This window comes from Pandoraea pulmonicola (genome assembly GCF_000815105.2).
GTDB lineage: Bacteria > Pseudomonadota > Gammaproteobacteria > Burkholderiales > Burkholderiaceae > Pandoraea > Pandoraea pulmonicola.
This window is the reverse complement of record NZ_CP010310.2, coordinates 5178445-5193845: the sequence shown is the minus strand read 5'-3', so window position 1 is coordinate 5193845 and position 15401 is coordinate 5178445. Positions and strand designations below refer to the sequence as shown.

The following is a 15401-nucleotide window of genomic DNA, read 5'->3' as shown; positions in this document are numbered from 1 at the left end:
GCGCATCTTCCCGCCGACCGTAGCGGCCAGTCTTCCCAAATACCTCCGCAGGAGAGTTCAGTTCCATGCGTTCGGTCATCGCCGATGCTAAACGGCTCGTGGTGAAAGTGGGGTCCAGTCTCGTGACCAACGACGGTCGCGGGTTGGACGATGTCGCGATTGCGCGCTGGGCGCAGCAGATCGCCGCATTGCGGCACGGCGGCGACGGACGCCCGCCGAAGCAGGTCGTGCTGGTGAGCTCGGGCGCGATTGCCGAGGGCATGCAGCGCCTGGGCTGGGCGCGCCGACCGAAGGCCATCGACGAACTGCAGGCCGCCGCCGCCGTGGGACAGATGGGGCTGGCGCAGGTCTACGAGACCCGCTTTGCCGAGCATGGCGTACGCACCGCACAGATTCTCCTCACGCACGCCGACCTGGCCGATCGCGAACGCTATCTGAACGCGCGTACGACCTTGCTTACACTGCTGCGTCTGGGCGTGGTGCCGATCATCAACGAGAACGACACCGTCGTCACCGACGAAATCAAGTTCGGCGACAACGACACGCTCGGCGCGCTCGTCACCAATCTGATCGACGGCGACGCGCTCGTCATCCTGACCGACCAATCGGGCCTGTACACGGCCGACCCGCGCAAGCATCCGGATGCCGAATTCGTCCACGAAGCGGAAGCGGGCGACGAGCGCCTGGAAGCGATGGCCGGCGGCGCAGGGACCAACATCGGCCGCGGCGGCATGCTGACCAAGATTCTGGCCGCCAAGCGCGCGGCGACGAGCGGAGCGCACACCGTGATCGCGTCGGGGCGCGAGGCGGACGTGCTCGTGCGTCTGGCGAGCGGTGAGAGCATCGGCACGCAACTGGTCGCGCGCACGGCGGTGCTCACGGCGCGCAAGCAGTGGATGGCCGATCATCTGCAAGTGCGCGGGCGCGTGGTGATCGATGCCGGCGCCTGCAAGAAGCTGATGGAAGAGGGCAAGAGCCTGTTGCCGATCGGCGTGATCGACGTGGAAGGTACGTTCGCGCGTGGGGAGGTGATCGCGTGCGTGGACGAGGCCGGTCATGAAGTCGCGCGCGGCTTGTCGAACTACAGCGCCTCGGAGACGCGTCTCATCCGGCGTCACCCCAGCAGCGATATCGAACAGATTCTGGGCTTCGCGAACGAGCCGGAGCTGATTCATCGCGACAACCTGATCTTGCGCTGAGCTGCCGTCACGGGCCGCGCGCTGTGCGTCACCGGCAAAAAGAGCGCCGGCACGTGCAAGCGTGACCGGCGTCTTTATCGCGTCGACAATGCGGGACGGCGGACGTCCCCGGCTGGATCGACCTGCGATGGACCTGTGGTGAATCAGCGATAGTTCGTCGGCGTCGTCGGATAGCGCAGGTTCTGCACGATCTCCTTGGCGTTGCCGAACGGTGTCTTGTCCTGGCAGAGGAAGTCGCGGTACAGAATGCCCTGGTAGGCCGTCGCGCCATACGGGCGGATCGGGCGCCATTCGCTGTTGCGCGCGGGCGCCCACGTGCCGTCGGGGCGGCCGGTGGCGTAGAGGCGCGACTCGAACGTGGCGCAATGCATGCCTTCATACGAGACGTTGCGCGCACCTTGCTTGCTACGAATCACGGCAATGTAGCGCACCACGCCGTCATCGGTCACCTGCACCGATTTTGCATCGATGGCGTAGTCGAGCCTGGCGTCGGGCAGCGTGGGGAAGCTCAACAGATCGGCGTCCTGCGGAGCGCTCGTCGGCAGCGTGTAGCTGGCTTCCTTCCATTTGCCCTTGGCAGCTTCCTGCTGGGCCATGTACTCATCGAAGTCCTGGACGGGCTGCGAGACGCTGCTGCAGGCAGCCACCAGCGCCAAGGCGGCCAGAGGGGCCAGAGCGGTCAGGCGCGGGGCGCGGCGGGCGAAGAAAGAACGCATGGATTGTTGATCGAAAAGTCGGTTGGACGAACGAAGGAGCGAAGCCTCGGCAGCGGACGATCCGATGGATCCAGGATGGCGCCCGGCCAATGACGACAACGCTCGGGAAAACACGGTAACGGAACGCGGGCATGATGCCCGCGTTCGGTGACGTGAGACAGGCCGTGCGCGGCCCGGTTCAGTGCTCCCGGGGCGGCATGCCGGAGTCGGCACTGCTGGGCTGAGGCGTACCGCCGCCGCAATCGCTGTCATCGTGGCCGGTGTTCTGCGAGTGCGGCGTGCCCGTCACGGCCTGCGGCAGCTCGTCGACCCGGGCGCCGGCGCGCGGAAATCGCCGCCGGTCCTGCTGGGCGCGCGCGGCCGAGCGGCGCAGATAGCGCGAGAGCTCGTTCAGTGCGAGTTGATAGACCTCGCGCTTGAACTCGATCACGGCGTCGAGCGGCACCCAATATTCGTTCCAGCGCCAGGCGTCGAACTCGGGATGATCGGTCGCGCGCAGGCAGATGTCGCAGTCGCGGCCAACCATGCGCAGCAGGAACCAGATTTGCTTCTGGCCCCGGTAATGTCCGCGCACTTCGCGCTTGATGAACTTGTCCGGCACCTCATAACGCAGCCAGTCGCGTGTGCGACCGATGATTTTGACGTGTTCTGGCTTTAGCCCGGTTTCCTCGTGCAATTCTCGGAACATGGCCTGTTCGGGCGTTTCGCCGTACTTGATGCCGCCTTGCGGGAACTGCCAGGAGTGCTCGCCCAGCCGCTTGCCCCAGAACACTTCATTGCGTGCGTTTAAGAGGATGATGCCGACGTTCGGGCGAAAGCCTTCACGGTCCAGCATACAACCACCCTTGAATCCTTTAAAATTGCTTCGATTATAAACAGATAATCACCGGCGCGGCGGCCGGCGGCGGCTCGGGCGACCGGGGCGGCGCGCAAGGCCGGCGGGTGTCTCGGGGGCCGCGACGACGTTCGGACGCCCCCCGGCCCTGATCCCGGCCACGAATCGAATCGCCGCGAGCGCCGTTGACCCTCATTTTTTCCGGAAATCTGCATGAAAGCCTCTCGTTTCTTCATCGGCACCCTCAAGGAGGCGCCCGCCGACGCCGAGATCGTCAGCCACAAGCTGATGATGCGTTCCGGCATGATCCGCCGCGTTGCCGGCGGCATCTACGACTACCTGCCGATCGGCCTGCGCTCGATCCGCAAGGTGGAAGCCATCGTCCGTGAAGAAATGAATCGCGCCGGCGCGCTCGAATTGCTCATGCCGGCGGTGCAGCCGGCCGAACTCTGGCAGGAATCTGGCCGCTGGCAGAAGTACGGCCCCGAGTTGCTGCGTCTGAAGGATCGCTCCGATCGCGATTTCGTCGTCGGGCCGACGCACGAGGAAGTGGTGACGGACATCGCTCGCCGCGAAATCAAGAGCTACCGCCAACTGCCGGTGAACTTCTACCAGGTGCAGACGAAGTTTCGCGATGAGATCCGTCCGCGCTTCGGCGTGATGCGCGGACGCGAATTCATCATGAAGGACGCCTATTCCTTCGACAAGGATCGCGCCGGCCTGCAGGTGTCGTACCAGAAGATGTTCGACGCCTACGTGCGCATCTTCACGCGCCTGGGCCTGGAGTTTCGTGCCGTGGTGGCCGATAACGGGTCCATCGGCGGCTCCGGCTCGCACGAATTCCACGTGATTGCCGAAACCGGCGAGGACTCGATCGCCTATTGCCCGACGTCGGACTATGCGGCCAACGTCGAGATGGCCGAGGCGCTCGCGCCCCAGGGCGAGCGAGCCGCGCCCGCCGAGGCAATGACCCGGACCGCCACGCCGGGCAAGGCCAAGTGCGAAGATGTGGCCGAACTGCTTTCGATCCCGCTTGCCCGCACGGTGAAGTCGATCGTGCTGGCCACCGACAGCGAGGACACCGGCACGACGCTGTGGCTGCTGCTTCTGCGCGGCGATCACGCTCTGAACGAAATCAAGGCGAGCAAGGTGCCCGGCCTGGCCGACTTCCGTTTCGCGAGCGAAGCCGAAATCGTGGAGTGGTTCGGCACGCCGCCGGGTTACCTCGGCCCTATCGGCACGAAGAAGCCGGTCAAGCTCGTGGTCGATCGTTCGGTCGCGAAGATGAGCGACTTCGTGGTCGGTGCGAACGAGGCCGACTATCACATCACCGGCGTGAACTGGGGCCGCGACCTGCCCGAGCCGGAAGTGGTCTTCGATCTGCGCAACGTCGTGCCGGGCGACCCGTCGCCGGACGGCAAGGGCGAGATCGCCCTGTGCCGTGGCATCGAAGTGGGTCACGTGTTCCAGTTGGGCACGAAGTACTCGGACGCCATGGGGGCCACGTTCCTCGACGAGAACGGCGAGCCCGCCCCGATGGAGATGGGGTGCTACGGCATTGGCATCACGCGGATTCTCGGCGCGGCCATCGAGCAGAATTTCGACGAGCGCGGCATCATCTGGCCGGAAGCGATCGCCCCGTTCGAAGTGGTGCTGTGCCCGATGAGCTACGATCGCAGCGATGCAGTGCGCGCGGCGGCCGACAAGCTGTATGAAGCGCTGCTGGCGGCCGGCGTCGACGTCATCCTGGACGATCGCGGCGAGCGCCCCGGCGTGATGTTCGCCGACTGGGAGCTGATCGGCGTGCCGCACCGCGTGGTGATCGGCGATCGCGGCTTGAAGGAAGGCAAGATCGAGTACCAGGGCCGCCGCGATACGGAACCCCAATTGCTCGATGCGGCTTCCGTGGCCGAAGTCGTGATCGGCAAGGTGCGCGCTGCCAAGGCGGTTTGAGCGCAAGGGCAGGGCGCGTCTTCGCATCACCCGGTCGCAGGGCCGCCGGGTGAGGACGGGATGGGGCGGGATGAGGACGCGCCGCCCGATGCGCTTGCCACGTAGCGATATCGGCAATACCTGACGGCAGTCGCCCCGGCGGCTGCCGTTGTCATATCCGCGCGAGTCGCGGCAAGTGGTGTCTCCATGGAATACACGTTTGCGTCAGCCACGGTGCTGTTGCTGCTCATCACCGATCCGTTCGGCAATATCCCGATCTTCGTGAATGCGTTGAAGAACGTGGCGCCGGCGCGTCGACGGCGAGTGATCGTGCGCGAAGTGCTGATCGCCTTCGCGATCCTGCTGATCTTCATGCTGGTCGGCGAGCGCTTCCTGCGCATGATGAGCCTCACCGATCTGTCGCTGCAGCTCGCGGGGGGGATCGTGTTGTTCCTGATCGCCTTGCGGATGATCTTCCCGAGGCCGGACGACGGCACGCTGCCCGATGCCGGCGAGCCGTTGATCGTGCCGCTGGCCATCCCGGCGCTGGCCGGGCCGTCCGCGCTGGCAACGGTCATGCTGCTGGTGTCGCAGCAGCCGGGGCGCATGGTCGAATGGATTACGGCGCTGTGCGTGACGATGGCCGTCTGCGCCGTGGTGTTGCTGCTTGCGGATCGCATCGAGCGCCTGCTCGGCTCGCGTGTCGTGGCGGCGTTCGAGCGTCTGATGGGACTGATTCTGGTCGCGATCTCGGTCGAATTGATCCTCAAGGGCGTGAGGGTCTTCGTGCATCAATTCTGACGCGGCGCGCGTCGGTCGATGCCAGCTGCCGACTGTCGATTGTCCGGCAATGAAAAAGGGGCCTTGCTTTTCGCAGGCCCCATTTTGTCGACCGAAGGTCGTGGCGTTCGGCTCGTCGTTCGAACTGCCGTTCGATTTGCCGTTCAGCGTGGCGTGGTCAGCGCGCGAATGGCCGGCAGGTTGCGCCAGTAACCCTTGGCGTCCATGCCGCAACCGAAGACATAGCGATCCGGCACCGTGAAGCCGCAGAAGTCCGGATGCGACGGCTTTTCCTTGGTCAGGATCTTCTCGCACAGCACGGCGCTATAGAACTTCGACGCTCCCATCTCGAGAATCCGGTCACGGATCGCGGCCATCGTGGCGCCTTCGTCGAGGATGTCGTCGAGTACGAGCACCACGCGGTCGCGCACCGAGTCGCGCGGCGCCACGCGCCACTGCATCGCACCGCCCGTGGTGGTGTTGTTGTAGCGCGAGAGGTGGATGTAGTCGAACTCCAGCGGGAAGTCCAGGCGCGGCAGCAGCATGCCGGTGAAGACGGCCGCGCCGCCCATGACCGACAGCACCATCGGGAATTCGTCGCCAATGGCGGCCTTGATGGCCGTGGCCATGCGATCGACCGAAGCGTCGACCTCGGCGGCGGAGACGATTTCTTCGGAATCACGGAATACTTCGAGGGCTTCTTCGCGGTTCATATGGGGCGACCCTGTATAACGGTGTTGCGGGGGACGACGTTGCTCGGTGCGCCAAGCGTTCGCCGAATGCGGCCCGGAGTATATACGGAAAGACCGTCGTCATGCCCGGACTGCGACCGGAGTGCGTCCGGTCTTCGGCTTGTCAGCGCATGCCCGGCATCATGCCTTTCATGCCGCGCATCATCTTCATCATGCCACCACCCTTGAGCTTCTTCATCATGGTGCGCATCTGATCGTACTGATTGAGCATGCGGTTGACTTCCTGGACCTGCACGCCCGCCCCGGCGGCGATGCGACGCTTGCGGCTCGCCTTGATCAGTTCCGGCTTGGCGCGCTCGGTCGGCGTCATCGAGTTGATGATGCCTTCCATGCGGCGCACCTGCTTCTCGGCCTGGTCCATGTTGGTCTGGCTGGCGGCGGCCTGGAACTGCGCCGGCAGCTTGTCCATGAGCGACGACAGGCCGCCCATCTTCTTCATCTGGCCGATCTGCGCCTTGAAGTCGTTCAGATCGAAGTCGCCGCCTTTCTTGACCTTCTCGGCGAGCTTCTGCGCGGCCTGCACGTCAACGCCGCGCTGCGCTTCCTCGACGAGCGCGAGAATATCGCCCATGCCGAGAATCCGGTTCGCCATGCGGTCCGGATGGAAGACTTCCAGGCCGTCGAGCTTTTCGCCGACACCGACGAACTTGATCGGCTTGCCGGTGATGTGACGCACCGACAGCGCCGCACCGCCGCGCGAGTCGCCGTCGAGCTTGGTGAGCACCACGCCGGTGAGCGGCAGCGCGTCGTTGAAGGCGCGGGCGGTGTTCACGGCGTCCTGGCCCAGCATGGCGTCGACGACGAACAGCGTTTCGATCGGCTTCAACTCGGCGTGCAGGGCGCTGATCTCCTGCATCATGGCCTCGTCGATACCCAGACGACCGGCCGTATCGACGAGCAGCACGTCATGGTGATGGCGACGCGCCCAGTCCACCGCCGCGCGGGCGATGTCCACCGGCTTCTGGTCGGGTTGCGACGGGAAGAAGTCGGCATCGACCTGCTGGGTCACCGTCTGGAGCTGGGCGATAGCGGCGGGGCGGTAGACGTCGGTGGAGACGGTCAGCACCTTCTTCTTCTGCGCGCGCAGCAGCTTGGCGAGCTTGCCGACGGTCGTGGTCTTGCCGGCGCCTTGCAGGCCGGCCATGAGGATGATCGCGGGCGGGGTCGTCGCGAGGTTGAGCTCGGCGGCGCGGCCTTCATAGTCGCCGCCCATGAGGGCGGTCAACTCGCGCTGCACCACGCCGACGAGCGCCTGGCCCGGCGAGAGGCTCGAAATCACTTCCTCGCCAAGGGCCTTTTCCTTCACCTTGGCGATGAAATCGCGCACCACCGGCAGGGCGACGTCGGCCTCGAGCAGGGCGAGGCGCACTTCACGCAGCATTTCCTGCGTGTTGGCCTCGGTCAGGCGGGCTTCGCCGCGCAGCGTCTTGACGACCTTGGCGAGGCGCGTAGTGAGATTGTCGAGCATGAAACGTATCCTGTAAGACCTGCTGTGGCCCCGTGTGCCCGTCGTGGGACGATGGCAGGCACGGCAGCGCGCCCCTCATGGGCTGGTGTAAACTTGAAACATGACTATTTTACTGTATGCGCTGACCGCCATCCTCTACGTCGTATTGGCGGTTTGTTCGTGGCAAGGTTACCGGCGCGACGCCGTGCTCGCTCTCGCGGGCGGGCAGCTCGCGCCTGCGCCGGTCGCGGGCACGCGCTCGCGCTGGCCGATGCAGCTCTCGCTGTTCGTCGTGCTCGTGCTGCACGGGGTGCTGCTGCATCAAACGATCTTCCGCGCGGACAGCATGCACTTCGGTTTCGCGTACATGCTCTCGGCCATGCTGTGGCTCTCGGTGGGCATCTACTGGATCGAGAGCTTCTTCTTCCCGCTCGACAGCCTGCGGTTGATGGTCACACCGGTGGCCGCCGTCGCGTGTCTGCTGCCGATGATTTCTCCGGATGTGCGTATTCTCGGCTTTGCGGCCGATCCGATTTTCAAGGTGCACTTCATCATCGCCAACATGGCTTACGGGCTGTTCGCGCTCGCCGCGCTCCATGCGTTGCTCATGATCTATGCCGAGCGTCAGTTGCACCCGTCGCGCGGCGGCGAGGCGACCGGCTGGTTATCGCGCTGGCTCGAGACGCTGCCGCCGCTGCTTACCATGGAGAAACTGCTGTTCCGCCTGATCGGCGCGGGGTTCGTGCTGCTCACGCTGACGCTGATCTCGGGCGTGATGTTCTCCGAGGCCCTGTTCGGGCGCGCCGTGCGCATCGATCATAAGACCGTGTTCGCGGTGGTGTCCTGGGCGATGTTCGGCGCAGTCCTGCTCGGGCGGCATTTCTACGGGTGGCGCGGCAAGGTCGCGCTGCGTTGGGTTCTGGCGTCGTTCGTGGCGCTGTTGCTGGCGTATGTCGGTTCTCGCTTCGTTCTTGAGGTGGTGCTGCATCGCATGACGGAGAGCTGAAGCGCGATGCGCAATATTCTTCTGTTACTGCTGCTGTTGATCGGCGGCACCTGGTGGATGCGTCATAACGAGCGCAAGCGCGAAGCCGAGCGCAAGCGTTCATCGTCGTCCAACGATGCGCGCGCCACGGCGCAGCAATCGCTGCCGCCGGCTGAGCGCATGGTGCGCTGCGACGAATGCCAGACCTATCTTCCCGAGAGCGAATCCGTCGTCGGCGCCGGTGGCACGCACTTTTGCAGCGGCACGCATCGGGATGCCTATCTCACGCGTGAACACCGCGTCTAACGCCGCTCGCGCGAACCGTCCGCGCATCGATTCCGCAGATTCCGTCGCGATCGGCAAGGCAACGCCGCGACAGCGCCTTGCGCATGCCTGTCCCATGCACTAAAACTCAGTTACTGACCCCTTCTAAAAGAAGAGCGACAAACACAGGGGAAGGGGCGATGACAGGAGGCGCAATATGCTAATGCGCAGACGGATGTATTTCCTTCTTCCCGATCTGGCCAGTGCGCAGCGCACGATGAGCGACTTGCTGCTCGCCCGGGTCGAGGAACGTCACATCCACTTCATGGCACGTGACGAAATGGACCTGGAGGGACTGCACGAGGCGAACCTGCTTCAGACCTCCGATATCGTGCACGGCGCGGAAGCCGGGCTCGTGATCGGTGGGTTCTGTGGGCTGGCCGTCGGTGCGGTCGCCGCGTTTTTCCCCATCGTGGGTACGCGCCCCCAGTGGGAACTGATGATCGTGACGGCGCCGCTCGGCGCGCTCTTCGGCGCCTGGGTGTCGAGCATGATCGGCGTGTCGGTGCCGAACTCGCGACTCAAGGCGTTTCGCGAGCCGCTCGAGCGCGGCATGATCCTGCTGATGGTGGATGTGCGCGAGGGGCGGGTGGACGAGATCCGCGAGATGCTCAAGGCGCATCACCCGGAAGCTCACATGGAAGGCGTGGAAGCCGCCATTCCGGCGTTCCCCTGATTGGCGCAGACGGCGTGAGGTGACGGATTCGACGAGGCAACAACAGGTTTCACCGGCCGGCAACGGCCCTTGGCGCCGCCCCTGTGAGCGGCGCGGGATGGTGCGCGTGTCGTACGACACGAGTCGACGCCATCCCCGGGCGTGGTCACGCCCATGGAAGCCTCTCGGTCAAGTTCGGCGAGGGGCTTCTTCTTTGGGAGGTGTGGGCGCCCGGCGGCGGCGTTACGCCAAGTGGGCTACAATGCCTCCCCTCGCTCTACGGGAGTTCGCTGTGCCCGTCATGCTCCAGTCATCTGCGTCCCCTAAGGTTGCGCACCGGCGCTGTTACCCGTGTCGTTCGTATCGTGTGTATCGCTCATGCGACCGCGTCGTTGCGTGCGCGTCCGTGCGCGTTGCGACGTCGCCGCGAGGTGACGCATGAACGCACCGGACCGACTGCCCGTCTTCACGCTCGACGGCAAGGGCTGGGTGTGCGAAGCGGAGCATCTGCCGTCGCCGAACTTCGATGCCCGGCCGCAGGGCATGCCGATCGACCTGCTCGTCGTGCACAACATATCGTTGCCGCCGGGACAGTTCGGTGGCCCCGAGATCGCGGCGTTCTTTCAGAATCGTCTCGATCACGATGCGCATCCGTTCTTCGACGAGATCCGTGGCGTGCATGTGTCGTCGCATTTTCTCGTGCGGCGCGATGGTGCCTTGCAGCAGTTCGTGTCGTGCGATGCGCGGGCGTGGCACGCCGGGGCGTCGTCGTTCGAGGGACGCGTGCGCTGCAACGATTTTTCGGTCGGCGTGGAACTGGAAGGCACCGACGACGTGCCGTTCATGGCAGCGCAGTACGCAACGCTGGCAGCGCTCACGCGCTTGTTGCGTGAGCGTTATCCGATTCAAGCCGTGGCCGGACATGCCGATATAGCGCCGGGGCGCAAGACGGATCCGGGTCCGCACTTCGAGTGGCGGCGCTTGCGCAGGATGGCGGGACTGAGCGCGGCGGCGTTGCCGTTTCAGCCGACCGATTAATCCCCGATTAATCCCCATACCCGGGTAGGTTTTGCTTGACACGGCGGTGCCACGGGCCTTCCCGGTAGAAGAAATTTTTGGGTTTGCGGAGTGCGTCATCTCCACTATACTTAGTGCCAATTCGGGTGCTGACCACTATATCTAGTGGTTGATGTGGAGATCGGCGCCGGAAGCAAAACCATCAATACCGTGCTCGTCCCGCGGCGTTTTGCGCAGGCGGCACAGCAGCGAAGCCATGCAGCGGACATCTCGAACCCTTGGCCGTCAGTCGGTCGTGCTGTGTTCAGCACTTCGCTCCATCGGCGCCCCCCAGGGCGTATTTTTGCCGGCAGTAAAACTGGTAGAGACGCGCTAACAGCACCATCTCATTGGAACGGGAGTTTTTACATGCAGACCAACGAAAACCTCACCCGCCCGAACCCGACGCCTGCGGCGAATGCCGGCAATGGCACGGGTGCGTCGGCGCCCCAGACGACGGGCGCATTCGAGCCGGCGACCAACGCCGACTACAAAGTGATTCGACGCAACGGCGCGGTGGTGGGTTTCGAGCCGTCGAAGATCGCGATCGCCGTGACGAAGGCGTTCCTGGCCGTAAATGGCGGTCAGGGTGCGGCTTCGGCGCGTGTTCGCGAACTCGTGGAACAACTGACGCAGAACGTCGTGCGCGCATTGGTGCGCAGCCGCCCGAACGGCGGTACGTTCCACATCGAAGACATTCAGGATCAGGTCGAACTCGCGCTCATGCGCGAAGGCGAACACAATGTGGCGCGCGCCTACGTGCTCTACCGTGAAAAACGTTCGCAAGAGCGTGCTCATGCGGGCGAGGCAAAGCCGGAGACCGCCGCCCCCGCCGCGCCGGTGCTGCATGTCACCGACAACGGCGTGAGCCACCCGCTCGACATGGCCGCATTGCGCGGTGTGGTGCAGGCGGCCTGCGAAAACCTCGGCAGCGAAGTCGACGCCGAGCCGATCCTGGCCGAGACCATCAAGAACCTGTACGACGGCGTGCCGCTGTCGCAGGTCTACGATTCGGCGATCCTCGCCTCGCGTACCCTGATCGAGAAGGAACCGGCCTACAGCCAGGTCACCGCACGTATCCTGATGCACACGATCCGCCGCGAGATTCTCGGCGAAGAAGTACCGCAGGCCGAAATGCCGGCTCGCTACATCGAGTATTTCCCGCGCTTCGTCAAGCAGGGCGTCGAAGCCGAGTTGCTCGACGAGCAACTGCTCTCGTTCGATCTGGCCAAGCTGGGCGCCGCGCTCGACGCCTCGCGCGATCTGCAGTTCAACTACCTGGGCCTGCAGACGCTGTACGACCGTTACTTCCTGCACATCGACGGTCACCGCATCGAAATGCCGCAGGCGTTCTATATGCGTGTGGCGATGGGCCTGGCGCTGAACGAAGTCGAGCGTGAAGCCCGCGCGATCGAGTTCTACCAGATCCTGTCGAGCTTCGACTTCATGAGCTCGACCCCGACGTTGTTCAACTCGGGTACGCGCCGCTCGCAGCTCTCGTCGTGCTACCTGACGACCGTCTCGGACGACCTGGAGGGCATCTACGAAGCGCTCAAGGAAAACGCGCTGCTCTCGAAGTTCGCCGGCGGTCTGGGCAACGACTGGACGCAGGTTCGCGCGCTCGGCTCGCACATCAAGGGCACGAACGGCAAGAGCCAGGGTGTGGTGCCGTTCCTGAAGGTGGTCAACGACACGGCCGTGGCCGTGAACCAGGGCGGCAAGCGCAAGGGCGCCGTGTGCGCCTATCTGGAAACGTGGCACCTGGACATCGAAGAATTCCTGGAACTGCGCAAGAACACGGGTGACGACCGTCGCCGTACGCATGACATGAACACGGCGAACTGGATTCCCGATCTGTTCATGAAGCGCGTGATGGAGGGCAGCGAATGGACGCTGTTCTCGCCCTCGACCTGCCCGGACCTGCACGACAAATACGGCAAGGCCTTCGAACAGGCGTACACGGCCTACGAAGACAAGGCCGCGCGCGGCGAGATCAAGCTGTTCAAGAAGGTGCCGGCGCAGGCGCTCTGGCGCAAGATGCTGGGCATGCTGTTCGAAACCGGCCATCCGTGGATCACGTTCAAGGATCCGTGCAACATCCGCTCGCCGCAGCAGCACGTGGGCGTGGTGCATTCGTCGAACCTGTGCACGGAAATCACGCTCAACACGAGCGAGACCGAAATCGCCGTGTGCAACCTCGGCTCGGTGAACCTCGTGGCGCACATGAAGCAGACCGCGAACGGTTACGAGCTCGATCACGAGAAGCTGCAGCGCACCATTCGCGTGGCGATGCGCATGCTCGATAACGTCATCGACATCAACTACTACGCGGTGGCGAAGGCGCGCAATTCGAACCTGCATCATCGTCCGGTGGGCATGGGCATCATGGGCTTCCAGGACTGCCTGCACCTGCTGCGTACGCCGTACGCATCGAACGCCGCCGTCGAGTTCGCCGACCGTTCGATGGAAGCCGTGTGCTACTACGCCTACTGGGCGTCGACCGAGCTGGCCAAGGAACGTGGTCAGTATTCGTCGTACAAGGGTTCGCTGTGGGATCGCGGCATCCTCCCGCAAGACTCGCTCAAGCTGCTGGCCGAAGAACGCGGTGGTTACGTGGACGTCGACATGTCGGCCACGCTCGACTGGGACAGCCTGCGCAAGCATATCGCCGCTCACGGCATGCGCAACTCGAACTGCGTGGCGATCGCACCGACCGCGACGATCTCGAACATCATCGGCGTGTCCGCCTGTATCGAGCCGACGTTCCAGAACCTGTACGTGAAGTCGAACCTGTCGGGCGAATTCACGGTGGTCAACGAGTATCTGGTGCGCGATCTGAAGGCTCGCGGCCTGTGGGACGAAGTGATGGTCGCCGACCTGAAGTACTTCGACGGCTCGCTCTCGCGTATTGACCGCGTGCCGGCCGACCTGCGCGAGATCTACGCCACGGCGTTCGAAGTCGAGCCGAAGTGGCTGGTCGAGGCGGCGTCGCGTCGTCAGAAGTGGATCGATCAGGCGCAGTCGCTCAACATCTACATGGCGGGCGCTTCGGGCAAGAAGCTCGACGAGACGTACAAGTTGGCCTGGACGCGTGCGCTGAAGACCACGTACTACCTCCGTACGATGGCGGCCACGCACGTCGAGAAGTCGACGGTGAGCCACGGTGCGCTCAACGCAGTACCGAGCTCGGGCGGTGTATCGGGCGGCTTCTCGGCCGAACCGACTTCGCCGCTGGCCCAGCCGATGCCGGAAGCCGAAGGCGCTGTCTGCACGATGCGTCCGGGCGATCCCGGCTTCGAAGAGTGCGAGGCTTGCCAGTAAGCCGAGTCTGCCGTGGTGCCGCGTGCGGTGCCCGGCACACGCGGAAAACCCCGTCGCCCTTGCGGGCCGACGGGGTTTTTTCTTTGGGACGGCATGCGCCTGGCGGTGTCGGGCGACGTCCAGCGACGTGGGGTGCCGTCCGCCTCAGGTCAGGTCGATCCGCATGGAGAGGCTGAGCGTCTCACCGTGCGGCACGACGGCGTGATCCTCGTCGAACTCGCCCACACGATGCGTCGACGGCTCCAGGCACAGGTACGGACGCCCAGCCGGCGAATGGACGACGAGCCACGCTGCGTCCTCGCTGCGCACGGTGGCCGAGCGCAGGCCGCCGGCGTAGTCGATGCGCGCATCGAAGCGGCCGGTGTCCGTCGGGACTTCGGCGAACCAGGTGGAGCGGCCCTCGGTATCGAGTCCGCCGCCCACGGAAACCACCTCGATGGCGCCGACGTGTACGCGTTGCTCGCTCGGCCAGCGAATGTCCTCGGAGGGCGAACGCCAGACGGCCTCCGATTCGAAGGTGAGGCGTGCACCCGCCGGCCACCGGAAGTATGGGTGCAGGCCGAGTCCGGCAGGCATGTCGCCCGTCGACAGATGGGTGATCGAGAGTTGCATGTCGACGCCCTGGGGGTCGAGCGTCACCGAGAGGTAGGCCTGATAGTGCCAGGGCCACTCCGTCTGCGCGGGGCTGTCGAGCTGCAGCACGCAGCAGTGAGGACTCTCGTCGACGACTTCCCACGCACGGCGCAGTCCCCAGCCGTGCAGCGAACTGGATGCCGCCGGCGCCTCGCGCACGGTGATGGCGCGTCCCTGCCAATGCAGCGTGTCGTCGCGCAACATATTGGTATACGGCAACATCGGGAACGCGCCGGCTTTTGGCCATTCGTCCGAAGGAAACGGCTCGTTGCCGAGCGGCACGAGATAGTCGAAGACGTCGCCGCGCGTGTCGCGCCGGCTCAGTCGCGAAAGTCGTGCGCCGCAGCCGGGCTGGATCTCGGCAATCAATGTGCCAGCCGTCAGGCGGATCGGTTTGCCGGGCGTGAGCGTGAGCGGCGTCGGGCCGGTGGCGGGCGTTCTCGCGCGTGCGCCGTCGGCGTCTGGGGAAGTCATGGTGGGTCTCTCCTTCGTCTGCGTCGAAGATGGCGCGCGCCGGAATCTGTTGTCCTGGTTCGCTGTGCGGTGACGCTTGCCGCACAGGATACGCCAATGCCGCGACGAGGACCCGGCGGCTGTCGCAAGTGCGTGCGCCCCCCCTCGCGATGAGCCCGGGCAGGCTGTCGCGAGCGGCCGATTCGTGGCAAGATGCCGGTCCCGCAGTGCCGGATGACGTCAATCAGGGGAACCGACGAAAACACTAGGTATAGTGTTTGTCGTGCACTGCGACACTATATCTAGTGTCATT

The 15401-nt window shown here is 64.6% G+C and carries 13 protein-coding genes; 8 read left to right on the top strand and 5 right to left on the bottom strand.

Annotation, left to right across the window (positions count from 1 at the left end):
- Positions 1-65 precede the first annotated feature (65 nt).
- Positions 66-1199 (top strand): glutamate 5-kinase, encoded by a 1134-nt coding sequence (proB, locus tag RO07_RS22350; protein WP_039405950.1) that lies wholly within the window; start codon positions 66-68, stop codon positions 1197-1199.
- Between the two features lie 143 nt (positions 1200-1342).
- Here the strand turns inward: proB and RO07_RS22345 are convergent, their stop codons facing one another.
- Together RO07_RS22345 and RO07_RS22340 are read right to left on the bottom strand one after the other, a co-directional pair.
- On the bottom strand, positions 1343-1915 hold the full coding sequence (locus RO07_RS22345) for a CNP1-like family protein (RefSeq protein ID WP_039405948.1): 573 nt from the start codon (positions 1913-1915) through the stop codon (positions 1343-1345).
- A gap of 178 nt (positions 1916-2093) precedes the next feature.
- A complete protein-coding gene (locus RO07_RS22340) occupies positions 2094-2750 on the bottom strand; it encodes an RNA pyrophosphohydrolase (protein ID WP_084072758.1) in 657 nt (218 codons plus the stop codon).
- 213 nt (positions 2751-2963) lie between these two features.
- Between RO07_RS22340 and RO07_RS22335 the strand changes: the two genes are divergently transcribed.
- Entirely contained in the window at positions 2964-4703 is a 1740-nt protein-coding gene (locus RO07_RS22335; protein ID WP_039405946.1) for a proline--tRNA ligase, read from the top strand.
- Between the two features lie 186 nt (positions 4704-4889).
- A complete protein-coding gene (locus tag RO07_RS22330; protein WP_039405943.1) occupies positions 4890-5483 on the top strand; it encodes a MarC family protein in 594 nt (197 codons plus the stop codon).
- A gap of 143 nt (positions 5484-5626) precedes the next feature.
- Here the strand turns inward: RO07_RS22330 and RO07_RS22325 are convergent, their stop codons facing one another.
- Both RO07_RS22325 and ffh read right to left on the bottom strand, forming a co-directional pair.
- Positions 5627-6175: a hypoxanthine-guanine phosphoribosyltransferase gene (locus RO07_RS22325; RefSeq protein ID WP_039405941.1), complete on the bottom strand. Its 549-nt coding sequence runs from the start codon at positions 6173-6175 to the stop codon at positions 5627-5629.
- Positions 6176-6317: 142 nt separating this feature from the next.
- Positions 6318-7682 carry a signal recognition particle protein gene (gene ffh, locus RO07_RS22320; RefSeq protein ID WP_039405938.1) on the bottom strand — a complete coding sequence of 455 codons (1365 nt, stop codon included), beginning with the start codon at positions 7680-7682 and terminating at the stop codon, positions 6318-6320.
- 100 nt (positions 7683-7782) lie between these two features.
- On the opposite strand from ffh, the gene RO07_RS22315 reads away from it, so the two are divergent.
- The 5 genes from RO07_RS22315 (at position 7783) to RO07_RS22295 (ending at position 14002) form a co-directional block, all read left to right on the top strand.
- Positions 7783-8667, top strand: coding sequence for a cytochrome C assembly family protein (locus RO07_RS22315; RefSeq protein WP_039405935.1), 885 nt, complete (start codon positions 7783-7785; stop codon positions 8665-8667).
- A 6-nt stretch (positions 8668-8673) separates the two neighbouring features.
- Positions 8674-8952: a PP0621 family protein gene (locus RO07_RS22310; protein ID WP_039405928.1), complete on the top strand. Its 279-nt coding sequence runs from the start codon at positions 8674-8676 to the stop codon at positions 8950-8952.
- A gap of 181 nt (positions 8953-9133) precedes the next feature.
- Positions 9134-9646, top strand: a complete 513-nt coding sequence (locus tag RO07_RS22305; protein WP_039405925.1) for a DUF1269 domain-containing protein — start codon at positions 9134-9136, stop codon at positions 9644-9646.
- A 417-nt stretch (positions 9647-10063) separates the two neighbouring features.
- Positions 10064-10663 carry a 1,6-anhydro-N-acetylmuramyl-L-alanine amidase AmpD gene (gene ampD, locus RO07_RS22300; RefSeq protein ID WP_039405922.1) on the top strand — a complete coding sequence of 200 codons (600 nt, stop codon included), beginning with the start codon at positions 10064-10066 and terminating at the stop codon, positions 10661-10663.
- Between the two features lie 387 nt (positions 10664-11050).
- The gene (locus RO07_RS22295; protein ID WP_039405920.1) at positions 11051-14002 is read left to right on the top strand and encodes a ribonucleoside-diphosphate reductase subunit alpha; all 2952 of its coding nucleotides are present in this window, start codon (positions 11051-11053) and stop codon (positions 14000-14002) included.
- Between the two features lie 144 nt (positions 14003-14146).
- On the opposite strand, the gene RO07_RS22290 is transcribed toward RO07_RS22295, so the two are convergent.
- A complete protein-coding gene (locus RO07_RS22290) occupies positions 14147-15109 on the bottom strand; it encodes an aldose epimerase family protein (protein ID WP_039405917.1) in 963 nt (320 codons plus the stop codon).
- Positions 15110-15401: the final 292 nt, after the last annotated feature.